General features: G+C 62.1%; 21 protein-coding genes. 13 read left to right on the forward strand and 8 right to left on the reverse strand.

What is annotated here, in order from left to right; genetic code table 11:
• Positions 1 to 78 precede the first annotated feature (78 nt).
• Both B5J99_RS13235 and B5J99_RS13240 read right to left on the reverse strand, forming a co-directional pair.
• Positions 79 to 1,593, reverse strand: coding sequence for a class I adenylate-forming enzyme family protein (locus tag B5J99_RS13235; protein ID WP_245991624.1), 1,515 nt, complete (start codon positions 1,591 to 1,593; stop codon positions 79 to 81).
• Complete coding sequence (locus tag B5J99_RS13240) at positions 1,586 to 2,812, reverse strand: CaiB/BaiF CoA transferase family protein (protein WP_117352646.1); 1,227 nt, start codon at positions 2,810 to 2,812, stop codon at positions 1,586 to 1,588. The genes B5J99_RS13235 and B5J99_RS13240 overlap by 8 nt, the downstream gene beginning before the upstream one ends.
• Positions 2,813 to 2,967: 155 nt before the next feature.
• Between B5J99_RS13240 and B5J99_RS13245 the strand changes: the two genes are divergently transcribed.
• On the forward strand, positions 2,968 to 3,762 hold the full coding sequence (locus tag B5J99_RS13245) for an SDR family oxidoreductase (RefSeq protein ID WP_117352647.1): 795 nt from the start codon (positions 2,968 to 2,970) through the stop codon (positions 3,760 to 3,762).
• Positions 3,763 to 3,769: 7 nt separating this feature from the next.
• Here B5J99_RS13245 and B5J99_RS13250 read toward each other — a convergent pair whose 3' ends face one another.
• Positions 3,770 to 5,023: an acetyl-CoA C-acetyltransferase gene (locus tag B5J99_RS13250; protein WP_117352648.1), complete on the reverse strand. Its 1,254-nt coding sequence runs from the start codon at positions 5,021 to 5,023 to the stop codon at positions 3,770 to 3,772.
• 201 nt (positions 5,024 to 5,224) lie between these two features.
• On the opposite strand from B5J99_RS13250, the gene B5J99_RS13255 reads away from it, so the two are divergent.
• The 8 genes from B5J99_RS13255 to B5J99_RS13290 all read left to right on the forward strand — a co-directional run bounded on the left by B5J99_RS13255 (position 5,225) and on the right by B5J99_RS13290 (position 13,267).
• Positions 5,225 to 6,853, forward strand: a complete 1,629-nt coding sequence (locus B5J99_RS13255; RefSeq protein WP_245991625.1) for an MFS transporter — start codon at positions 5,225 to 5,227, stop codon at positions 6,851 to 6,853.
• A gap of 3 nt (positions 6,854 to 6,856) precedes the next feature.
• Positions 6,857 to 7,900, forward strand: a complete 1,044-nt coding sequence (locus tag B5J99_RS13260; RefSeq protein ID WP_069049872.1) for an NAD(P)H-dependent amine dehydrogenase family protein — start codon at positions 6,857 to 6,859, stop codon at positions 7,898 to 7,900.
• Between the two features lie 13 nt (positions 7,901 to 7,913).
• Positions 7,914 to 8,669 (forward strand): SDR family oxidoreductase, encoded by a 756-nt coding sequence (locus tag B5J99_RS13265; protein WP_117352650.1) that lies wholly within the window; start codon positions 7,914 to 7,916, stop codon positions 8,667 to 8,669.
• Positions 8,670 to 8,692: 23 nt separating this feature from the next.
• Positions 8,693 to 10,039, forward strand: coding sequence for a spinster family MFS transporter (locus B5J99_RS13270; protein WP_117353507.1), 1,347 nt, complete (start codon positions 8,693 to 8,695; stop codon positions 10,037 to 10,039).
• A 20-nt stretch (positions 10,040 to 10,059) separates the two neighbouring features.
• Entirely contained in the window at positions 10,060 to 10,713 is a 654-nt protein-coding gene (locus B5J99_RS13275; protein WP_069049874.1) for a carboxymuconolactone decarboxylase family protein, read from the forward strand.
• A gap of 114 nt (positions 10,714 to 10,827) precedes the next feature.
• Positions 10,828 to 11,058, forward strand: a complete 231-nt coding sequence (locus B5J99_RS13280; protein ID WP_117352651.1) for a biotin/lipoyl-containing protein — start codon at positions 10,828 to 10,830, stop codon at positions 11,056 to 11,058.
• Between the two features lie 8 nt (positions 11,059 to 11,066).
• Complete coding sequence (locus B5J99_RS13285) at positions 11,067 to 12,173, forward strand: Gfo/Idh/MocA family protein (protein WP_117352652.1); 1,107 nt, start codon at positions 11,067 to 11,069, stop codon at positions 12,171 to 12,173.
• 38 nt (positions 12,174 to 12,211) lie between these two features.
• Positions 12,212 to 13,267, forward strand: a complete 1,056-nt coding sequence (locus B5J99_RS13290) for an alpha/beta hydrolase (protein ID WP_245991626.1) — start codon at positions 12,212 to 12,214, stop codon at positions 13,265 to 13,267.
• Here the strand turns inward: B5J99_RS13290 and B5J99_RS13295 are convergent, their stop codons facing one another.
• Positions 13,268 to 14,062, reverse strand: a complete 795-nt coding sequence (locus tag B5J99_RS13295) for an enoyl-CoA hydratase/isomerase family protein (RefSeq protein ID WP_117353508.1) — start codon at positions 14,060 to 14,062, stop codon at positions 13,268 to 13,270.
• A gap of 137 nt (positions 14,063 to 14,199) precedes the next feature.
• Between B5J99_RS13295 and B5J99_RS13300 the strand changes: the two genes are divergently transcribed.
• Positions 14,200 to 15,873 (forward strand): FAD-dependent oxidoreductase, encoded by a 1,674-nt coding sequence (locus B5J99_RS13300; RefSeq protein WP_117352654.1) that lies wholly within the window; start codon positions 14,200 to 14,202, stop codon positions 15,871 to 15,873.
• A 16-nt stretch (positions 15,874 to 15,889) separates the two neighbouring features.
• On the opposite strand, the gene B5J99_RS13305 is transcribed toward B5J99_RS13300, so the two are convergent.
• Positions 15,890 to 16,174, reverse strand: coding sequence for a hypothetical protein (locus tag B5J99_RS13305; RefSeq protein ID WP_117352655.1), 285 nt, complete (start codon positions 16,172 to 16,174; stop codon positions 15,890 to 15,892).
• 161 nt (positions 16,175 to 16,335) lie between these two features.
• Here B5J99_RS13305 and B5J99_RS13310 point away from each other — a divergent pair, with 161 nt between their 5' ends.
• On the forward strand, positions 16,336 to 17,331 hold the full coding sequence (locus B5J99_RS13310; protein WP_117352656.1) for a thiamine pyrophosphate-dependent dehydrogenase E1 component subunit alpha: 996 nt from the start codon (positions 16,336 to 16,338) through the stop codon (positions 17,329 to 17,331).
• Positions 17,328 to 18,317 carry an alpha-ketoacid dehydrogenase subunit beta gene (locus tag B5J99_RS13315; protein WP_117352657.1) on the forward strand — a complete coding sequence of 330 codons (990 nt, stop codon included), beginning with the start codon at positions 17,328 to 17,330 and terminating at the stop codon, positions 18,315 to 18,317. Before B5J99_RS13310 ends, B5J99_RS13315 begins: the two co-directional genes overlap by 4 nt.
• A 219-nt stretch (positions 18,318 to 18,536) precedes the next feature.
• Here B5J99_RS13315 and B5J99_RS13320 read toward each other — a convergent pair whose 3' ends face one another.
• Entirely contained in the window at positions 18,537 to 19,400 is an 864-nt protein-coding gene (locus B5J99_RS13320) for a LytTR family DNA-binding domain-containing protein (protein ID WP_162892598.1), read from the reverse strand.
• Between the two features lie 87 nt (positions 19,401 to 19,487).
• On the opposite strand from B5J99_RS13320, the gene B5J99_RS13325 reads away from it, so the two are divergent.
• Positions 19,488 to 20,687, forward strand: coding sequence for an acyltransferase family protein (locus B5J99_RS13325; RefSeq protein WP_162892599.1), 1,200 nt, complete (start codon positions 19,488 to 19,490; stop codon positions 20,685 to 20,687).
• Between the two features lie 66 nt (positions 20,688 to 20,753).
• Here the strand turns inward: B5J99_RS13325 and B5J99_RS13330 are convergent, their stop codons facing one another.
• Both B5J99_RS13330 and B5J99_RS13335 read right to left on the reverse strand, forming a co-directional pair.
• On the reverse strand, positions 20,754 to 21,545 hold the full coding sequence (locus B5J99_RS13330; RefSeq protein WP_117352660.1) for an SDR family NAD(P)-dependent oxidoreductase: 792 nt from the start codon (positions 21,543 to 21,545) through the stop codon (positions 20,754 to 20,756).
• A gap of 115 nt (positions 21,546 to 21,660) precedes the next feature.
• Positions 21,661 to 22,665 carry a zinc-dependent alcohol dehydrogenase gene (locus B5J99_RS13335; RefSeq protein ID WP_162892600.1) on the reverse strand — a complete coding sequence of 335 codons (1,005 nt, stop codon included), beginning with the start codon at positions 22,663 to 22,665 and terminating at the stop codon, positions 21,661 to 21,663.
• Between the last annotated feature and the right edge of the window lie 424 nt (positions 22,666 to 23,089).

Below are 23,089 nucleotides of genomic sequence, written 5' to 3' on the forward strand. Positions count from 1 at the left end.
TTTCTCCTCTCACTAATGAACACAGTTGTTGGCTAACGCTGAGGGCGAGTCAACATAAAAGTGAGAAGGTGTAATTTTTTAGTTCCGTTTTGCGACCAAGTCCTTGAAAATCTGCCGGATGACGGGGCGGTCGATCTTCATTGAAGGGTTGCGCGGAAGGCAGTCTGCGATATGCCATGCCACCGGCACATGCGTTGCCGGCAACAGATTGCGCAGATGTGCCTCCATCGATTCGACCGTTGGGGGCGAGGTTCCAGGTGACGGAACCACCATAGCGGCGGGCGCCTGGCCCAGCCGAGGATCAGGCAGGTGGACCACGGCTGCTTCGGTAATCGCAGGGTGGCGTAGCAAGGCATTCTCGATCACGTCGGGGAGGATTTTGAATCCGCCGCGCATGATCGCGCTGTCCGACCGGCCCTGGAGGAAAAGGAACCCGTCTTCGTCGATCCGCCCCAGGTCGGACGTCTGGATCCAGCCTGACCCGATGCGGGGCGATATCACTTCGACCCGGCCTCCGCTATTGGGCCCGAGCACCGCCCCGCTCTCCGGATCGACGATGCGAATCTGAGCCCCCGGCAGCGGCAGGCCGACACTGCCCAATTTCTTGCGTCCCCATTTTGCGTGGAGCGGCAGCGACCAGGCACAAACCGGGCCACCAAACTCCGTCGCTCCGTAAGATAACAGGACCGGGATGCCATAGTGATCCTCGAACGCACGCTGCAAGTCCGGCGAAAGGGGTGCCGCGCCGACCCCCATGGCCTTGATCGATGCAAGGTCCGCAACCGGAATGTCGGCGTCCAGCAACGCCTGCATGCTCGCCGGAGGAATGCCGCTGTGGGCAGGGCGATGGCGCACAACATATTGGTGCCAGGCATCGATGCTGAACCGGTCGAGCAGACATGCCCGCTGCCCGCGAACCAGCGTCGGCACGGTCGAATAGATGCCGGAGATATTGCCGAGCGGAAAATAGAGCAGATAGGGTGGCAGGTCCGCTGCGCTCTTTTGCGCTTCTGCAGTGAGCGCGTGTGCCCCGATCAGGCTTTCGGCAATCATCTGGTGCCGGATCGGAAACTGCTTGGGCGGACCGGTGGTGCCGCTGGTCAGAATTTCCAGCAATGGCGCTTCTGGCCCGGTGCGCTGGGCGGCAATACCCAGTGCGCGCGCTGCCCCTTCGATCGGGCCAATGGCGTCGTGGTCCAGCACGATACCGGCAATGCCCTCTGTCGCCAGGATCGTGCCGATTGGCGCGGCCAGATCAACCTCGTCAAGGATTGCGACCGCCGGTTCCAGCTTTGCGATCTGCTGGGCGATGACAGCCGCTGACTGGAACGGATAGATCATCCTTACAGTCCGCTTGGCTGCCAGCAGACCTAGCAGTGTGGCAATCGACGACGGCCGATTGCGCGGCACAAAGGCTACAGGCGCGTTCGGACCGACACCACTCGCTTCAATCTGCTGTTCGACCGATGATGCCATGTAAGCCAGTTCGCCCCAACTGGTCCAACGCCCCTCGAACTCGATGGCGGGTCGGTCGCAATCGCGCGCCAGTGCCTGCCGGACCATGTCGGCCAGCAAAGGCACGGTGTCAGGCAATGGCGCCGGCGTTCTTCAGCGCTTCAATCCGGTCCCATTCCATGCCCAACTCCATCAGGACCAGTTCGGTGTGTTCGGATGCCTGCGGTGCGCGGGTCGTGACCAAGGGTTCGTGGTTGAACTGCACCGGGCCTCGCACCAGCCGAAGCGGCGCGCCGCCGTCTGCGCCTTCCACCTCGATGATCATGTCGTTTGCGACGGCCTGTTCGTCGGTCGTGAGGTCGATCAGGCTCTGCACCGGAGCCCACTGGCCCCGCATCGTCTTGAGGTGCTGTCGCCAATAGGCAAAGGGCTGCGCTGCAAAGGCGCCCGCCAGAATGCCGCTCGCGGCTGCGGCGTTTTCGATCAGACTTGGTACATCCTTGAAGCGCGGATCGTCCGCTGCATCGGGCCTGCCGATATGCTCGAAAGTATCACGGATCAGTCCGGTCGGGCTGACAATGCATAGGTTGATCGTGCCCCCATCGGATGTCCAATAATTGCCCATGAACGGGTTTTTGGCGCCGCCACCCGAATGCGGCATGGCATTGCGGGTGAGGATGCCCGTTTCCATACCCTGTGCAATGACTGCGCCTGATGCCCACCATGCGGTAGACAGCAGCGATACGTCGAGTTCCACCGCCTCCCCGGTCTTTTCGCGGTGGTAGAGTGCTGAAGATATACCGCCTGCAATGAACATGCCGCCGATCGAATCGCCGAAAGCGGGGATGCCCTGGCCCAAAGGTCCGGGCATTTCTTCGGGCGTCATCGCATGGGCAATTCCGCTGCGTGCCCAGAAGCACGTGCCGTCGAAACCGCCGACCTCGCGCTCGGGTCCCTTGTCTCCCAGCGCGCTGCCGCGGGCATAGATGATGTCGGGATTGATCGCCCGGATATGTTCGACATCGAATTTGTTCTTCTGTCGGACCTGCGGCAGATAGTTGGTGAGGAATACGTCGGCAGTCTTGGCGAGCTCGTACAGCACCTGTTGCCCCTCGGGCGTTGAAACATCGATCCCCACGCTGCGTTTGCCCCGGTTGGGATGCTCGACCAGCGTGTGGCGCAAGGGGTCCAGCGTGACGCCTCCCATATTGAGGAATCCGCGTTGGGTGTCGCCGCGAACCGGATGCTCCACCTTGATAACATCCGCACCCCAATCGGCCAGAATGCCGCCTGCTGCCGGTACGAACGTGAATTGCGCGACTTCCAGAACGCGAACGCCCTGCATTACCTTGGTCATCGGATACCCCTTTGGCATTCTTCTAAGCCCGGCAGGGACGCGAGAAAACCGGCTGCCGAAAACCATCGCGGCGACGATAGGGTTGAGCGGTGTTGACGCTTGCAGTGGCGGCCGCCGCTGGCAATGGTGGGGGGCGTTTAGGGAAAGGCTGCTTCATGAAAATCGACACCACGCTTTCGGCCATTGTGACCGGCGGAGCCTCCGGCCTTGGCCTCGCCACGGTAAGGGCGCTACGCGAGGCTGGCGCAAAGGTCTCCATTTTCGACCTCAACGAGGAGGCGGGCCAGGCGATCGCAACGAACCTGGGCGCGGTGTTCTGCAAGGTCGACATCATGTCTGAAGATAGCGTGCTGGCGGGGTTCGAGGCGGCCCGCGCTGCCAATGGCCAGGAACGGGCCCTTGTGCATTGCGCGATGGTCGCCGGTGGCGGCAAGACTGTGAGCTGGGACAAGGAAAATAGCCGCTACAAGCGCGCGCCTACCGATGGGTTTGAACGCGGGATGCTCGGGATCGCGGTGGCCAGCTATCGCATGGCGTCGATTGCCGCACTTGGCATGGCGGCGGCAGACCCGGTCAACGACGATGGAGAACGGGGCACGATTATCCTTACCTCAAGCTGCGCAGCGCAGGATGGCCAGATCGGACAGGTGACGTATGGATCGGGCAAGGGTGCCGTCAACGCCATGGTGCTGCCAATGGCGCGCGATCTGATGGACGTCGGCATCCGGGTCAACGCGATCATGCCCGGCACATTTGCCACCCCGCCGATGCTCATGGTCAAAGAACGGGCTCCGGCCATTTTTGCAGCCCTCGAATCATCGGTGCCGTTCCCCAAACGTCTGGGTGAGCCGCACGAATTCGGCAGTCTGGCGATGGAGCTGATCCGCAATACCTATTTCAACGGCCAGTGCATCCGGCTTGATGGCGGCATTCGCATGCCGCCGCGCTAGGTCGGGTTCATATCCGTTCGATGATGATGGCGGGGGCCATTCCGCCGGCAGCGCACATCGTGATCAACCCGTAACGGCCACCGGTGCGTTCCAGCTCGTCCAGCGCCGTGCCGATCAGGATGGCACCGGTCGCGCCGATCGGGTGGCCCAGCGCAATCGATCCGCCATTGGGGTTCACCTTCGAACGATCGAGATCGAGGTCGCGGATGAACTTCTCGACGACGACGGCGAAGGCCTCGTTGACTTCCCACACGTCGATGTCGTTGCTGCTCAGCCCGGCTTTTTCCAGAACCTTGCGGGCCGCGGGCACAGGCGCGTTTAGCATCAGGGTTGGGCAATCGCCCACATTGGCGGTGGCAACGATACGCGCGCGCGGCTTCAGCCCGCTCTTTTGAACATAGGATTCGGAGGCCAGCAGGATCGCAGCGGCGCCATCGACCACGCCCGAGGACGTACCGACATGGTGCGCCGGCACAATCTCAAGGTCTGGATACTTGCTGTTGATCAGCTGGCGAAACGTGGGACCGTCCTTGGCCGAAGGCATGTCGGCGATCATCGCGAACGCGGGTTTCATCGCGGCCAACCCTTCCGCGCTGGTGTCGGGCCGGGGATATTCCTCGCGGTCGAGGATGACGCTGCCGTCGTCGGCAATGACCGGCACAGTCGATTTGGCGAAGCGGTCCTCGGCCATCGCGACAGCGGCGCGACGCTGGCTCTCAACGCCAAAGGCTTCCAGATCGGCGCGGCCGATGCCCTCCATCGATGCGATCGCATCGGCGCAGACCCCCTGGTTCGACTGGGGGTGCTTTGCCTGCAGCCTGGCGTTGCCGGTGCCGATCCCTCCGGCAGATAGCCCGGCTTCGCGCATCTTCATGCCGAAATCCGTAACCTGGCTCATCATCTCCGTGCCGCCTGCAATGACAAGGTCTTCCATGCCGGACATCACCTGCGCGGCGGCCAGGCTGGTGGCGGTGATGCCGGATCCGCAGAACCGGTCGAGCGTGACCCCGCTGGCCCGGACGTCATATCCCGCGTCCAGCGCTGCCATGCGGCCCATGTCGCCACCCTGAAGGCCCGCCTGCGCCGAGCAGCCCCAGATGATGTCATCGACATCGGCGGTGTTGAGGGTATTGCGATCCTTCAATGCCTTCAGCACCGTTGCCGCCACGTGCTGCGGATGCAGGGTCGAAAGCGCGCCCTTGCCCAGCTTGCCGATGCTGCGTGGGGTGCGGACGGCGTCGATGATATAGGCTTCTGCCATGGCTGGCCTCCTGGTCGAATAGAGTTCTTTGCAGTGTTGCAAAGGCTATCGCACGGTCTTGGCGGGCACGCCATACAGCCCCAATCGCGCGGGCGATAAGCGCACCTATCGCCTGCAAAAAACCCTCGCGCTCTGGCAAACGTGTCTACGGTTCAGCAAATGGGCCACAGCGATGACAGTTCGACAGCAATGTCTCCGGGCATGTTTGCGCCGCTGAAGGAACCGGTGTTCCGGCGCATCTGGAGCGCAAGCCTGCTGTCTAATTTCGGTCAGCTGATCCTGGGGGTCGGTGCCGCCTGGGAGATGACGCGCCAGACGGGCGATCCAGGGATGGTGGCTCTTGTCCAGACGGCCATGATGCTGCCCTTGATGCTGGTTGCGGCGCCAGCAGGCGCGATTGCCGACATGTTCGACAAACGCAAGATCGCGATGTCCGGCCTCGCAATATCGGCGTCCGGTGCTGCTGCTCTGACTGGTCTCGCGTGGCTGGGGCTGGCGACTCCGTGGGTTCTGCTCAGCTTTTGCGTGCTGATCGGTGCGGGCGTTGCGATCTACAGCCCGGCCTGGCAATCGTCGCTCGGCGAACAGGTTGGCCCTGCGCAGCTTCCGGCGGCCATAGCGCTCGGATCAATCAGCTATAATGTCGCCCGCAGTTTCGGGCCTGCGCTGGGCGGCATCATCGTGCTGGTGGCGGGCGCGCATGCCGCGTTCGCGGTCAACGCGGTGGGGTATTTGCCGCTCCTCCTCGCGCTGGCGCTTTGGCGCCGTCAACACGTGCCATCGCGGCTGCCGCCCGAGCGCATCGACCGAGCCATCATCTCCGGCGCGCGGTTCGTGTTTCACTCCGCTATCATGCGCAAGGTGCTGTGGCGGGCGTTCCTGTTCGGGATGGTGGGGGCGACCGGATCGGCGCTTGCACCACTGATCGCCAAGGACCTGCTGCACGGCAACGCCAGCACGTTCGGCATCCTGCTGGGAGCGAGCGGCGCGGGGGCCGTGGCCGGTGCCCTATTGGTCAACCGTCTGAACAGCTGGCTTGGCGTGGAACTCGCCACACGGCTGATGATGCTGGTTTCGGGTTCGGCCCTGATCGTCGTGGGGTTCAGCCATTCGCTCCTGCTGACGTGCCTGGCAATGTTCGTTGCGGGCGGGTCCAGCATCCTCAGCATCGCCTTGTTCAATGTCGCCGTGCAGGTGGGGGCACCGCGTTGGGTCACGGCGCGCGCGCTTTCTCTGTTTTCCGCCGCACTGACCGGAGGGATCGCGATCGGCGCGGCGATGTGGGGCGTGATTGCAAGCCATACGTCGATCGAGTTTGCGATGGTGGCATCGGGCGGGGGTCTGTTGGCATTGCCGTTGCTGATGATCCTGTTTCCGCTGCCCCGGGATATCGCGGCTGCCTCGGAAATGGCCGAGATGCAGGCGGACCCCGAGGTTGGCCTGGAAATCACTATGCGGTCAGGCCCGATCGTCATCGCCATCGACTATGCGGTGGAACCAGACGATGCCCGCGCTTTCTATCGCAGCATGCTGGACCTGCAGCGGGTGCGGCTGCGCAACGGCGGTTTCAACTGGTCGCTGTCTCGCGACATTGCCGATGAAAGGCTGTGGACCGAACGCTTCCAGTTCCCGACCTGGGGCGACTTTCTGCGCACGCGCGACCGGTACACCCAGGCTGATCTGCGGGCGCAGACACGGGCTGATGCGTACCTTGTCACCGGCTTTGTAAAACAGGTTCGCCGCCAGCTCGAACGCCCGTTCGGGTCGGTGCGCTGGCAGAAGGATTCGCCCGACACGCGGCAGGATGCCGTCAATTATCTTGGACCTTGACACATGACCCAGGCAAAATCTCTCCGTATCATCCAGTGGGCGACCGGCAATATCGGCACCCGCGCGCTCAGGCGTGTGATCGAACACCCCGCTATGGAACTCGCCGGGCTTTGGGTGCACTCGCCGGACAAGGCGGGCGCCGATGCTGGATCACTGTGCGGGCTGCCCGATACCGGCGTCATCGCAACCAGCGATAGCGCGCAGATCATCGCGACCCCAGCCGATTGTGTGCTCTATATGCCGCAGGGAACCGATTTCGATGTGCTGTGCGCGTTGCTGGCCAGCGGCAAGAATGTCGTCACCACCCGCAGCGACTTTCACCATCCCCGCTCGATGGACCCGGCGATCCGCGAACGGATCGAAGAGGCGTGCCGGACCGGGCAGACCTCTATCTATTGCACCGGTTCCAGCCCCGGCTTCAGCACCGAGGCGCTGACAATCCCGCTGGTTTCGATGTCGCGGCGTCTCGATTGCCTGACGATCGATGAATTTGCCGACCTTACCAGCCGCAATTCGCCCAATCTGCTGTTCAACGTGATGGGGTTCGGTGCAGTGCCGGGCGCGTTCGATCAACACCGGGCCGATCATGTGAAGCGCGATTTTGCAGCTTCGCTATCCCAAGTTGCCGATGCCTTGAACATCGCCATCGACGACTGGCAAGCGTTCGGCGAATATTCCCCCGCGACGCGCGATGTGCAAATAGCGGCGGGCGCGGTAAAGGCGGGAACGATCGCCGCCCAGCGGATCACCATCGAAGGGCGCTGTTCAGGCGTTCCCCGACTCCGCTTTCGCGCCAACTGGTACGCCTCCAGTGCCATCGAGAATACCGACTGGAACCTGCGCGAATCCGGCTGGCGCATCCGCATAGAGGGCGATACGCCGATGGAGGTGAACATCACCTTCCCGGTGAGCCCGGAGGATTATCCCAGCATCACGCCCGGATTCACCGCCCACCGTGCGGTCAATGCCATCGCAGCAGTGTGCTGCGCTGCGCCGGGCATTCGCACGACCGTGGACCTGCCACAGGTGGCGGCGGATTTCGGATGAAAGGCGCGACGACATGTCGATGATGTTGGCGGGAAAGGTCGCTCTGATCACAGGCGGGGGAACGGGCATCGGCGAGGCTGCCGCGGTGGCGCTCGCTGCAGCAGGGGTCAGCGTCGCCATCACCGGCCGGCGGCAGGAGCGGCTGGATGGGGTGGTCGCCGCCATTTCTGCCGCAGGCGGCGTCGCAGTAGCAATCCGCAGCGACGCCAGCGTCGAGGGCGAAGCTTTCGACGCGGTCGAACAGACTTTGCGCGCGTTTGGCAAGCTCGACATCGTCGTGAATTCTGCAGGAGTGAACGAGGGGGGCGGCATCCAGTCGCTTGACCTCGAGGGCTGGCGCAAGGTGATCGACATCAACCTGTGGGGAACCATCTATACCTGCAAGGCCGCAGTGCCGCATCTGCAGGCAGCAGGCGGCGGTGACATCATCAACATCAGCTCGACCGCAGGTCGGCGGGCGGCTGGGGTGTTTGCATCCTATGCCACCAGCAAGCATGGCGTGAACGGATTTACCGAATCCATCCGCCAGGAACTGGGCGGCGACAACATCCGCGTTTCGGTGGTCGAGCCCGGGGCGACCGAAACCGAGATCGCCTCCAGCGTGACCGATCCGCAATGGGCAGCAATGATGCAGCAGCATGTCAGCAAGCAGGGGGCGATGCAGGCGGCTGACATCGCAGAAGCGATCATCTTCATCCTCTCGCTGCCAAGGCGCGCCAACGTCTCCCAAATTCTGATACGCCCGACCATCGACACCGCGCCAATGTGAGCGATCCGGTGCAGGAGAGGCAGATGACGGGGATCAGTTCCACACCGGACCAGACGGACGCAACGTCCGAAAAGTTGCCGGGCATGGTCTATCGCAGCTGGTTCATGTTTGTCCTGATCCTGGTGTCCGCTTCGGTCGTCGGTGAGCGCTTCATGATGGCGGTCATGGTCGGGCCGATTAAGGCCGAGCTCAAGCTCAGCGATACGGAAATCGGGCTCGCCAAGGATATGGCGATTGCGATCGTCTATATCATCGCGGTGCTGCCACTGGCGCGGCTGGCCGATCGCTGGTCGAAGCGCAAGATCATCGCGTTGTCCGCCGGGTTGTGGAGCATTGCGGTGCTGATCTGCGGCGCTGCCAAGGGGTTCTGGATGCTGCTCGTGGGGCGTGCGCTGATCGGGCTGGGCGAGGGGGGATATACCCCGGCCTCGCAAAGCTGGATCGCCGATCATTTTCCGCTGCGCCAGCGTGCGACGGCGATGGCGATTTTCCTGCTCGGCGCATCGCTCGGCAATTTCCTGGGCCCCGCAGTGGGTGGCTGGCTGACCCACAATTACGGCTGGCGCGAGGCGATGTTCTACGCATTCCTGCCTGGTATCGTCCTCGCGCCGATCGTCTGGTTCACACTGCGGGACGTGCGACCCGGCCTTGCAGACAACGTTTCAAAGGCAGACGCTGAAGTTCAGCCGTTCGTTGCGACGGTGAAACAGCTGTTGGCAATCCGGACGCTGCCGTTGCTCATGCTGTCTTCGGCGCTCAATACCCTCATCACCATGGGCCTGGTGAGCTGGGCCCCGGCGTTCGTCGAGCGCTCGCACGGCATGTCGGCCCAGGATGCGGGCATCCAGATGGGCGGCGCGCTGTTTCTGGGATCGGTGATCGGTCATACCGTTGGCGGTCCGTTGTCGGACTGGCTCGGGCGGCGAGACCTGCGCTGGTACATCTGGATGGGCATGCTCTGCGGGGCCGCGGCCATGGTTATTGCCTGGCTGGCACTGTCTGCACCGATGAATCTGGTTTTCCCGCTACTTGGGCTGAACATGCTGATTGGAGGCATGTCCGCTGCTCCGCTGCTGGCGGTCATTGCCGGTCTGGCACCCGCTCACTCCCGGTCGGTCGCGGTGGCATTGCTGATGATTGCGATCAACGTCATCGGGCTTGGCCTTGGGCCGGTCTTCGTCGGCTGGCTGAGCGACATGCTCACGCCCGCTTATGGGCAGGAGGCGCTGGGCATGGCGATGCGGATCGTGCTGCTTGTCGGAGGTCCCAGCTTCGTGCTGGCATGGCTGGCAAGCCGTGCCTGCCTGGGCGATTTTGACAGGGCAGGCGGGTGGAGCGCGGGCAAGCCAGTTGCGGCGGCTTTGCATTGAAAGGCAGAGAGGTAAATCCGATGAGCGAAATAACCCCCCGCATCCCGCATTGCCCCCGCGAGGAATGGACCGACGATGCACGCGAGGTCTTCGCCTTCTGGGGCGAGCCCAATGCCTGGGAGGAGGGCAGCAAGACCAATATCATGATGGTGATGGGCAACCATCCCGCGCTGGGCAAGGTCTACAACAACTGGGGCAAGCATTTCCTGATGGCCAACAGCCTCAATACCAGGCAGCTTGAGCTTCTCATCCTGCGCGTAAGCTGGCGGGTAAAGTCCGAATATGAGTGGCACAACCATGTCGGCTATGGAATGAATGCCGGGCTGTCGCTTGAGGATATCGCCGCGATCCGCGACTTTCCCGCAAGCGGCAACTGGACCGAGGAAGAGACGGCGCTTCTGCAGGCGGTCGATGACCTTATCGATACCAACACCATCAGCGATGCGACCTGGGCCATTCTGGTCAAGACGCTCGACAAGAAGCAGATGATGGACCTGACGTTCACCATCGGTCATTATGTGATGACCAGCTGGGCACTGTCGTCCTTTGGCGTGCCGATCGAAGGCGGCGCGGATGCCGTGGGGTTTGACCTGAAGACCGCATCGGGAAGAATTCCAGGCAAGACCTACAAGCCCGGCGAGGTCGAAAACTGGACCGATACCCGCGGTTACTGACGCTGCCTCATCGCTTCAACGATATGAACCGGCGAGACGCCAAAAAGCGTTGCCCGCAGTGTCCTGCCGCCTAGGTATGGTGCAACCTCCCGCACACACTGAAAGATGCATGCCATGGCCACCGAAATCCTTTTGCCCAAGATCGGCTTTTCGATGAACGAGGGGCAGATCGCCGAATGGATGTTCGGTGACGGAGAAGAAGTGGCCGAGGGCGACGTCCTGTACCTGCTGGAAGCGGACAAGTCCGCCAACGAAGTCGAGGCTCCGGCGTCGGGCATTTTGCGAATCGTGGGCGTGGAAGGCGAAACCTACGAGGTTGGCACCATCATCGGCTATATCGAGTAGTCCCGGGCGTGACCGCCCTGCGCGTAGGCATCGTCAGCGCAGGCTGGGGAGCGTTCGCTCATTTGCCTGCCTGGCGTGCGGTGCCTGGTGTGGAAGTGACCGCGATCTGCACATCCCGGGAGGACACTGCCAAGGCCGCACAGCAACGGCTGGGGCTACCCCGTGCCTTCTGCGACGCGCAGGCGATGTGCCAGGACCCGGACATCGACATCGTCGACCTCGGCACGCGCCCGTCGGTGCGTTTGCCAATGGTGCTCGCAGCGCTCAGGCACGGCAAGCATATCTACAACGCCAGCCCGCACGCGCCGGACTGGGCCGGTGCCAAGGCCATCGAGGCGGCCCGCAGCGCAAGCAGCAGCATTGCAGTGGTCGATGCCTTCTCGCAATACATTCCAGCCCACCGGCAGATGCACACGATGCTGCGAAACGGATATGTCGGCGAGCCGCTTGGCGGAAGCTGCCGCCTGAACATCTCGTTGTTCAACCAGCCCGACAAGCGGTTTCCCTATAACTGGTTCGCCGATGGCAGTGCCGGGGTCAGCGCCATGCGCAACAACGGCAGCCATGCGCTCTATATGCTGACCCATCTTTTCGGCCCAGTTACCGAGCTGGTAGCCGATGACCGCCAGGTCTTGCGCGAATGGGTCTTCCCCGATGGCGATGTGGTCGTGCCGGCCAACACCGATTACGCCAATGCGATCCTGAAATTCGCCTCTGGTCTGACGATGGCGCTGCAGATCAGCTGGAGTCTCCCGCTACACGATGGCTGGCTGATTGATATCTATGGGACCAAAGGGCGGCTGCGGGCGCAATCCCCGACCTTTCCGACTGCGCGCGATTGCCGGTTGTTCGGAGGCCAGCTTGGAGGGGCAATGGAAGAGATTGCGGTTCCCGATGCATTCAAGAACGATCCTGCTGTCAGCCTTGACTGGTCGGCCGACATCCAGCCCGCCTTCCCGATGGCGCTATCCATGAATGCCATGGTCAGGGCGATCAACGGCGAGGGCAGGTCATCGCCCGATTTCGCGCAGGCTTTCGAGATCGAACGGGTGCTTGAGGCGGTCCGGCTGTCCAGCCAGCGGCGGCACTGGGTTAGCGTCGACGGAATTCACTGAGGAGAATGACCATGATGACAGGAATTCTGGGCTCAGCATTGGCCCTGGCGATTGCAAGTGCCATTCCTGTCAACGGCAAGGATGAACCGACCAGATCTGGAGAATTGACCATGACTCCCACCATCCGTCCCGACGCAAAGGCCTATCTCGACGCCCTTGTCAAACAGCCGCGACCGCCGATGAACGCGCCGACCATCGCCATGATCCGCAAGATTCCGCCCGAGCAGCTCGCCGTGATGATGTCCCAGTCGGAAGTGGAGGTGCCTGCACTTGCGGTGGACCGGAAGCTGACAATGCCCGGTCCCGGCGGGGCGATCGACCTGCGGCTGTTTGACGCGAGGCAGGAGCGTTCTCCCGGCCCGGTGCTCGTGTTCTATCATGGTGGGGGCTTCGTCGTCGGCAGCATCGCCACCCATGCAGCGCTGGCGGCAGAGATGGCGCGGCAGCTCGATATTCCCGTTGTATCGGTCGAGTATCGTCTGGCTCCCGAGCATAAATGGCCCGCAGCGCCGGATGACGCCGAAGCGGCGGCGCGGTGGATCGCAGCCAATGGCGCAGCCATGGGGCGCGAGGTCACCGGGCTGGTGCTTTCAGGCGACAGTGCCGGAGGAACGCTGACATTGGTCACCGCGCTGGCGCTGCGCGACAAGCCCGCCAGCGTGCCCGTTGAACTCCTCGTCGCGCTCTATCCGATGGCCGATGCTTCGAAGCCTTATCCATCGATGGCAGCCTTCTCGAACGGATACGGACTGGATTCTGCCGATTCGCAGTTTTACGGCGAGGCTTATGCGCCAGACGTCAACAGTCCGCGCCACTCCGCCCTGCTTGCCGACCTGAAGGGTCTGCCACCCACGGTGCTGGCGACCGCCGCGCTTGACCCGCTACGCGACGGGGGACGCGCATTCGTCTGCGCACTCGCAAAAGCGGGGGTGTCGGTGAGCTATTATGAGGCCGAGGGCAACATCCATGGCTTCGCGACATTCCGCAGGGCTATCCCATCGGCGCAGCGCGACCTCGATCACATCCTCTCGCTGGCAAAAGCGATGCTAGGTCGAAATGAAGCCGCCGGTGAGGCCAGCAGGAGCAAACCTTAATCAGCCGCCGAAACGCGGCGCCCGCTTCTCCTTCAGCGCCGCAATGCCCTCGCGGTGATCGGCGGTTCGGACGGACTGAGCCTCATAACCCAGCCCTACGGGTAGGACGGCTTCTGTAATACGCTTCAGCTCCATATTGGTGAGCCGCTTCGTCCAGCGGATTGCCTGTTGTGCGCCGTCCAGCAGCCGGTTGCAGAATTCGTCCACCGCAGCGTCCAGTTCGTCCGCGGGCAGGGCGTGGTTGATCAGCCCAATCTGGGCAGCACGTGGCGCGAGGAGCAGCCCGCCGCCCAGCAGATATTCCTTGGCGCGAGCAAGACCGATCAGTTGCGGCCAGATAATCGCGCCGCCATCGCCCGCGACGAGCCCAAGCCCGACATGCGGATCGCCGATCTTCGCCTTATCCACGGCGAAGATGACATCGCAGAACAATGCGAGCGTTGCCCCCAGGCCGACAGCATGGCCATTCATCCGGCACACTACCGGCTTGTCGGTATCAAGCAGCGTCAGGATGATCGCACGCGCCATTTCGATCTCGTGGTCGAAGAGGTGCGGGTTTTCGGCGTTGTTTTCGATATGCGCCAGATCCCCACCTGCAGAGAAGGCGCGGCCCGCCCCCGTCAGCAATATGACGTCCGAGCCTGTGTCATCGCGGGCGAACGCCAAAGCGTGCGGCAGTTCATCATGCTGCTGGCGATTGAACGAATTGAGCGCGTGGGGGCGGTTCAGGGTCACTCGCAGCAGCCGCCGGTCGCGTTCGAGCAATATGGTTTCGTATGAGGGCAGGTCGGTCATGCCGCCCTCCATATCACGCCATGGCGATATGCCTATGCCGCTGGGGCGATAACCACTTGTGCGCGCCGCCCACCGCCATTCTAGTCGTATCGTACCCCCGCGCTGCGCGCGAGGATCATTGGACCGGGGAGTTGGGCATGAGCAGTTTTGACGAGACCTACGACTGGGTCGTTGCCGGCAGCGGGGCGGGCTCGTTCGTATCGGCGCTGGTCATGCGCGCGGCGGGCAAGTCGGTGCTGATCCTCGAAAAGATGCCTACGGTTGGCGGCACCACCGCCAAATCGGGCGGGGTCATCTGGGTGCCGAACAACCGTTTCATGATTGACGCGGGCGAGAAGGACAGCGCTGCGGCAGGGATCACCTATCTCGATGCGGTATGCGAAGATCTGCCCGGATCGACGCACGAAAAGCGCCTGACCTATGTGACCGAAGCCCCGAAGATGATCGATTTTCTGGTCGAACAGGGCGTCGCGCTGGAGCGGACCTGCGATTTCTGGCCCGATTATTACGATGAGGCACCGGGTGGATGCAAAACGACACGCACGCTGACGGCACGCTATTTCAACAAGAAGGAACTGGGGCCGGAATGGGCCGACCGGCTCCAGCCCGGATTTGCGCATGCCCCGGCGCGGCTGGCCGAGGGCATGCAGCTGCCGTACGTCGCAAAAAGCTGGAAGATCAAGGCGCTGATGGCACGGATCGGCTTGCGTATCCTGTGGGCCAAGGTGACGGGCAAGGACTGGGTATCTGCGGGCGCTGCGCTGCAGGGGCGGATGCTGCTGGCCGCGCTCAAGGCAGGGGTCGATGTCCGCACAGAAACCCCTGTGCGTGAACTGATCGTCGAGCATGGCAGGGTGACCGGTGTGGTGACCGACAGGGGCCGCATCGGCGCGCGGCTGGGGGTACTGGTCAATGCAGGCGGCTTTGCACAGAATCAGGCGATGCGCGATCGGTATATGCCCGGAACGCAGGCGGCATGGTCGAACACCCCGCCGGGCGATACCGGCGATCTTCACCTGGAAATGGAGCGGGTTGGCGGGGTTCTCGGGCAGATGGATCAGATGGTCGGATACCAGATGACGCGGATGCCCGGTTGGGAGAAGGCGTTCGTCAAGCCGCCGATCCAGAGCACAACCGGCAAGCCGCATGCGATCGTGGTCGATCAGTCGGGCATGCGTTATATGAACGAGGGCGGCAGCTACGAGCTGTTCTGCCAGACCATGTGGGAGCGCAACAAGACCGTGCCCGCTGTGCCGAGCTGGGCGGTGTTCGACGGCAATTTTGCCAGCGAGTATGCGATCGGCGGCGTCAAGATGGCCAAATACTACGATATGTGGCGTGAAACCGGTTACCTCAAACAGGCCGATACGGTTAAGGGACTGGCCGAGCAGATCGGCTGTGACCCGGCGGTACTGGCGCAGACGATCACCCGCTGGAACGGCTTTGTCGATGCCGGAAGGGATGAGGATTTCCATCGAGGCGAGCGGGCATACGACCAGTGGCTGGGGGATCCATTCCGGTCGGCCACACCTGCTCCGGAACGCAGCCTCGGGCGGATCGACACCGGGCCGTTCTATGCCGTCGATATCGTGCCGGGCGATGTCTCGACCTATGGCGGGGCAGTGACCGACACCGCGGGGCGCGTAACCCGCGCCGATGGATCTGTGGTTGAAGGGCTTTACGCGTGCGGGGTTTCCAGCGCGTCGGTGATGGGCGGGGTCTATCCTGGGGCCGGGGCCAGCATCGGACCCAGCATGGCGTTCGGATATCTGGCGGCACGTCACGCTGCGGGAATCGGCAACCAGATTTAGCGAATTAGGCTGAGGTTCAAACAGGGCCTTCGGCGCCGCCGAAACGAACAGGGCGCGACAGCAGGAAGGGCAGGCGGGAAGAGGCGATGCTCGATTGGCTGCCATCGGTGTGGATCAGCGATACTCGCCCGACACCGGGTGACGAAACGATGCCTACAACCCCATCGACCCAGGTGTGGAGCACCCCGCGCATGTGCTGAAGCTCAATATCCGCAACCGATATCTCGCCTGCGCTTTCCAGCTCTGCCTCCAGTGCGGCGACCCTTTCTGCTTTTGAAACGACGTTGTCTTCTGCAATCATTGTGTGTCCCTGCGATGCGACTGGTAATGCACTCTGGCGGTACAAACGCGCCATGGCCCGCGCATATCGCGCAGGCCAGCCACATATCGCCACGGCGCATTGACCTGCCACTGCCAACGCCCGACTAACGTGATCCTTGTCCACGACATCAGAAGGTTACCATGGCAGATCAGAGCAACGCCCCAAAACCTGGCCCGGACGCGCTCGTCGATATCTATCGCCGCATGCTGCGCGTCGAACGCAATGACGATGCGATCCGCAAGACGATCCGTCGTGGCCGACTGACCATGCCTTATTATTCGGCGCGGGGGCAGGAAGTGATCCCTGCCACCATCGGCCACCTGCTCAATGACGAGGACCAAATCTGCACGATCTATCGCGGCATCCAGGATATGGTCGCCAAGGACATGCCGCTGCGCCCCCTGTGGGCTGAAATCGCAGGCCGGGTGGACGGCACCTGCAAGGGCAAGGGCGGACCGATGCATTTGACCTATCCCGAGATGGGCGTGATGGTCACCACTGGGATCGTCGGCTCGTCGATGCCCATTGCCAATGGTCTGGCATGGGCTGCGCAGATGGACGGATCCTCGCGAGTGGTGGTCGCGTTCTTCGGAGACGGGGCATCCAATATCGGTGCGTTCCACGAATCCCTGAACCTTGCCTCGCTGTGGAAGCTGCCAGTGATCTTCGTATGCCCCAACAATGGCTATGGCGAGCACACCGCTTATGATGTCGCGACATCGGTCGACAAGATTTCGACGCGGGCCATCTCCTATGGAATGCCTGGGTTTACCGTGGATGGCAACGATCCGGACGACATGTATGCACATATGGCGGTCGCGATCGAGCGGGCCCGTGCGGGCGAGGGGCCAACCCTGCTGGAATGCAAGACCTTCCGTTTCCTGGGCCATGTGCTGGGCGATGACGATTTCTATATCCCCAAGGAAGTCAAGGAAGCCGCAATCGCCAGCGATCCGCTGCCCGCACTTCGCGCCCGATTGATTGCAGAGGGCCACGCCAGCGAAGAGCTGCTCGCCGCCATGCAGGCCGATCTGGAAGCCGAAATCGCCGATGCCGAAGCGTTCGGCATGGCCAGCCCACTGCCGTCCGTGGACGAATTGCGCCGCGATGTGTTCGCCGAGGAGATTGCAGCATGACCGAGATGCTGAAGATGAACGGGATCCAGGCCATCAACGCTGCGATGATGGACGCGATGGCGGCAGATCCCAAGGTTGTCGTGCTGGGCGAGGACATCGCCGATCCGCAGGGCGGCGGCGTCACCGGCACCATGCGGGGGCTTTCCACCAAATTCGGTGGACACCGTGTTCGCACGACACCGATTTCGGAACAGGCGATCATAGGCGCCGCCATCGGCGCGGCGATGGCGGGGTACAAGCCGGTGGCCGAGATCATGCTGATGAATTTCACGACCGTTGCGATGGACATGATCTTCAACCATGCCGCAAAACTGCGGTTCATGAGCGGCGGGCAGACAAGCGTTCCCATCACCATTCGCACGCTCACCGGTGCAGGCTGGCAGACTGCGGGCCAGCACAGCGACCATCTCGAAGGCTGGTTTGCGCATTCCGCTGGGATCAAGGTGGTGTGTCCCTCCAATCCGGCCGACATGAAGGGCTTGTTGCTGTCCTGTATTCAGGATCCCGACCCGTGCATCTTCGTCGAGAACGGGATGACTTTGTTCGTTCCGGGCGATGTCGCCGACGATCAAGGACCCATTCCACTGGGCAAGGCCAATGTTATGGTCGAAGGCTCCGACCTCACGATCATCAGCTGGTCGGGCCAGGTCATGCGCTGTCAGATGGCGCTTGCCGGGCTAGCGGATGCTGGCATCTCAGCGGAGTTGATCGACCTGCGCACCATTTCGCCTTGGGACAAGGAGGCAGTGCTGGCGTCGGTTGCCAAGACGGGACGCGCCCTGATCGTGCACGAGGCGGTCAAGGCCTTCGGGCCGGGCGCGGAGATCGCTGCGACCATTGCCGACGAAATGTTTGGCCAACTCAAGGCCCCGGTAAAGCGTCTCGGCGGTCCGTACTGCCCTGTACCGTTCGCCAAGGTTCTGGAGGACGCATTCATCGTACAGCCCGACGCGATCCTGGCTCAGGCCAAGGCGATGATGGAATAGGTAGGTATCACCCAATGTTGACCGTGGATGTGCAGCTAATGGGCCGGTAGTTGAGATCAGTCGGCGCGAACGTCTGGTCCTGATAGAAGCTGCCGGAACAAGTCGTGCTCTGAATTCAACACGAATACCGGGCGATGCTGACTTGCTTCTATTTGGTCGTGGCCAAACTCCCCAGTGGTGAATTTTGTAGGTATCGGACGCCTCACACGCCCCTTGAATTCAGGTTATGTTCTGCCGGAAACGACGGCTGCCACTGATCACCGCGCCCGAGCGCAATGTAATGTCGAAGTCGCCGCTTTGGCGTGTCTCGGTCGACGCGATTGCCGCGCGACGGACCAGCCGCGAGCGGTGAACGCGGACGAAGCCGTAATGAGCAAGCTCCGCTTCGATACCAGCCATGGTCCGCCGCGCCAGTTCAGTGCCGAAATCGCCGTGGAGTTCGACATAATTGCCGGCCGCATTCACCCAGTCGATCTCGTCAGGGCGCAGCATCACCATGCGGCTGCCATCACGCACTTCAATCAATGCCGCTTCGGCAGAAGGACGTATTGGCAACGGCCCGGTCTCGGCCATTAGCCGCCGCGCCAGCAAGAACACTGCGAGGATCGAGATATAAGTGATGACGTCCTTGCGTGCTTCAAACAGAAGCCGCGCGGTTAGCGTTTCACTCGGCGCGTAATCCAGCCCTGAGATGTCGAACGCTACAATGCGCAGCGCGGCCATGAGCAGGGTGTGGGCAACCGAGACAGCGACGCAGCCAACAACATGACCAAGCGTAGCCTGCCATAGCGGCCGCGGTGCGAGCCGGATCGCAAGCATCAGCACGACGGGGAGCAGCATCAGCCAAGCGGCAAAGCTGGTGCCCTCCAGCACCCACGCCTGCCATGCGGCAATCGGCCGACCCAGCGCGCGGCGCTGGTCTATCAGGCTCACCGCATTGACCACCATGTACAGCAGACCGAATCCGGCAAAGGTCAGCGAGGTAATTGCCCGCGGATCGCGGCGCAGCCATCTGCCATGCCGCGTACCACTCGCCACTCCAATCCCGCCGCTCGTCACACGCCGCCCCGCCACCTGTCCCACCGGCTCAGCCGCCTGTCACCATCGCGATGACGCGATGGACGGCCGCAGCTTAGGCCCGGTCCAGATTAGATGCGATGGAGAAGTGTTATGCAAGCCACCACGGGGATGGCTGGCCGCCAATATGGCCTCGATTGGCTCAGAATCGGCGCTTTTGCGCTGCTGATCCTTTATCATATCGGGATGTTCTTCGTGCCGTGGGCATGGCACGTCAAAGCCGCCGAGCCGGTCGATTGGGCGGTTTGGCCGATGATGGCAGTCAATCCGTGGCGGCTGATGCTGCTGTTCGTGATTTCGGGCGTGGTGTCACGTGCGCTGCTGGGCAAGCTCGCCACGCCGCGCGGCTTTGCAGCGAGCCGATCTGCGCGTCTCGCGGTGCCGCTGCTGGCGGGAATGATGCTGTTCGTCGCCCCGCAGCCATGGTTCGAACTGCGCGACAGGGGTGCCTACGAGGCCGGCTTCGTGCATTTCTGGCTCAACGACTATTTCGAGTTCGGCAGCAGTCGGGGCACGCCGCTACCCACTTGGAACCACTTGTGGTTCGTTGCCTATTTGTGGGCCTATTCGCTGATGCTGGCAGCGCTCGCGGCACTTCCCGCACGGGTGCGAGTGCTCTTGCAGCGGGGCTTCGACCAGCTTTTCACCGGCTGGCGGCTCGTGGTGCTGCCGATGGTGTGGCTGGCACTGGCGCGGCTGCTTCTGCACCCCGTGTTTGGCGAGACCCATGCCCTGTTCGACGATCCCTATGCTCACGCGATCTACGGCTTTGCCTTCTTCTTCGGGGTGGCGCTGGCGCGTTCGGGTGCTGCTTGGACCACTATTCTTGGCCAATGGCGTGCGCTGCTTGGCATCGCCGCGCTGGCCTGTGCCGCGCTGTTTGCAGTTCATGGCATGAGCGATGGAACATCGGCGTGGGAAACCGCCCGCCTGCTGGCACGCACCGCGCTGGCATGGACCGCGATCCTAGGCCTTATCGGCTTCGCCCAGACCCACCTTCACCACGACGGTCCGGTGCGACGCTACCTTACCGAGGCGATCTTTCCCTATTACATCGCGCATCAGACAATCATCATTGCAGCCGGTTTCTGGCTCAAGCAGGCCGGAGCGCAGACGGGGCTGGCTTTCGGAGTGATCCTGCTGACGACCCTGCTGGGCTGCGCGCTGACCTACGAAAGCGCCCGGCGGGTTAACTGGCTGCGACCCTTCCTCGGGCTGAAGCGCGTGACCCCGCGCTCGCTTTCGGCGACAGCAGCGCAAGAAGTCAGGAGCCAATCCTTTGAGAAGCTCTGACGGAGCTACGTTCCCCGTTCCAAACAGGCGAACGTCACCGGCATCATGGGCAGTGTTTCGCGCGCGTTATTTAACCATACGACCGCCGTCAATGATCAGGATATCTCCGGTTTGAAACGAGGAGGCATCAGAAGCGAGATAGGCGGCAGGGCCTTCTATATCAATCAACTGGCCGACCCGGCCGAGTGGAGTGATGCTTGAGAAGTGCTTGATAAGAGCTGTGGACTCTTCTTCTGACGCTCCGTCCATAAGCCCGCTAGGGAAAAAGCCGGGAGCGATCATATTGGCGCGGACGCCATATTGCCCCATCTCGACCGCTAGGCCACGAATAATGCAGGCTATTGCACCTTTCGCCGCACCGTAGTGCTCCATGCCTTGAATCCCGCGGAACATGGATAAGCTGCCACATGCTACAATAGATCCGCCGCGGTCTCCCGCCAAAGCGCGTTCGCGCATATGTTTGGTTACCTCTCGCAGCGTATAAAATGCTCCGTGAAGGTTTACCCCAAGCAACTCGTGATAAAGCTGGCTGGTCATGTCAGGGAAGGATTCGGCCTTGCTGCTGAACCCGGCATTGGCGAAAACGCAATCGACCCGGCCCATCGCCTCAAGCGTAGACGCAAAAGCCGCTTCAACCGCCTTTTCGTCACTTACATCAACCGATTCAGAGTGCGCACGTGGCGCGCCGAGCGCCTTCAGCGCTTCTACAGCCTGCGCATTGCGGTCGGCCCGACGGCTCCACACAACCACGTCCGCGCCTTGTTTGGCGCATCCCTGCAAAAAGCCGAGACCAATTCCGCTGTTGGCCCCGGTTGCCAGCACGACCTTGCCGGTGAGATCGAATAGTCCTTTGCTCATGTCAGGCCTCCAAGGCTGTGCGAGTGACGAGAGGTGCCGCAAATGCATCGGCAAACACGCACTCGGGAATGTCTGCGAAATTCAGCGTCATCACTTTGATCAGCGACGCAAAAATTCAGAAGGTGATGACGACCTTGGCAGCGCAATTGGCATCGTTGGCCACCTCGAAGGCGTTCAGGAAATCGCTGAACGGCAGGCGGTGGGTGATCATCGCCTCGGCATCGAGGGATCCATCGGCCAGCTTGGCCATCACTTCGGGGAATTCCGACGGATAGCCCGACGCGCCGATCAGGCTGGTCTCTTTGCTCATCAGGCGGCTGACGTCGAATGTCAGCGGCTCGGGCTGCATTGCCACGACGATCACCCGGCTGCGTTTGTTGGCCATGGCCATAATGTCTGCCAGCACCCCGCGACCGCCGCTCACCTCGAAATAGACATCTGTCTTCGGCAGATCCACGCCCCACACCTTGCCCATGCCGCGCTCTCGGCTAAGTGTCTCGGCCACGGGATAGTGGCGCGGATCAAGCGCGAGGCGCGCGCCCATGGCCAGCGCGCGTTCACGACGCAGCGGCGAAAGATCGAACGCGATGATGTCGTCGATCCCGCGGGCTTTGAGACCGGCAACAATGCCCAGCCCGATGGGCCCGACACCGAACACCGCGACGCTTTCGCCCGGCTCTACCTCGGCGCGGTTGATCGCATGCTCGGACACCGACAAGGGTTCAACCAGCGCGGCATGATCATAGCTTACGCTGTCGGGGATCATGCACAGCGATTGGGGGTGGGCATCGACGCCGCGCAGGATGACATAGTCACTGAACCCCCCGCACTCGCCGCCACGGCCCATATCTGCAGGGCTGTTGTTCGAGTTGTACGCGACTCGGTCGCCGAGCTTGTAGCTTTTGACGTCAGCGCCGACATCGATCACTTCGCCCGCAAATTCGTGACCGAGCGGCATGGGTGTGCCGAACCGAGTCCCTCGGTTGCGAAAGTGCAAGTCGGTCCCGCATATGCCGGCTGCGACCACCTTTATGACGATATCGTCCGGTCCGGCGCTCGGTCGTTCAGCCTCGTCGAGCTTGAGATCGCCCGCTGCGTGAAGCACGCCTACTTTCATCATAGCTCTCCCGATTTCACTCATATCGTATCAAGTCGATTAGCTTCGGCACAGGACGCCTAACAAGCGCTTGATCCGGACATTTTATCGTACAAGGGCCATAGAGTGGACCAAGATTGGGTTGTTGCCATCGCTCCGATTTTCCGCCGCGGACGGTTACGATCCACCAGACATCACCGCGAAACGTCGCAGCAAAAATTCCGAGCGGTCCAGTTGATTGCGCGCCCTCTCCGATCTGGAAAGATGAATGATTGAAGCATGTTCATTCGCCATTCGCAGTGCCTGCTTCACGGCTCGTAATCGATAAAATGACCTTCGATCCACAAGGACGCACTTTGCCAGGCGGCCTTTGGAGATGTCTAACGGATCGACACAATCGGCAGGCTCTAGATCACGTTTCGAGGGATCGGTCTTTGCCGCAATGCGA

The organism is Blastomonas fulva (genome assembly GCF_003431825.1).
GTDB classification, from domain to species: domain Bacteria; phylum Pseudomonadota; class Alphaproteobacteria; order Sphingomonadales; family Sphingomonadaceae; genus Blastomonas; species Blastomonas fulva.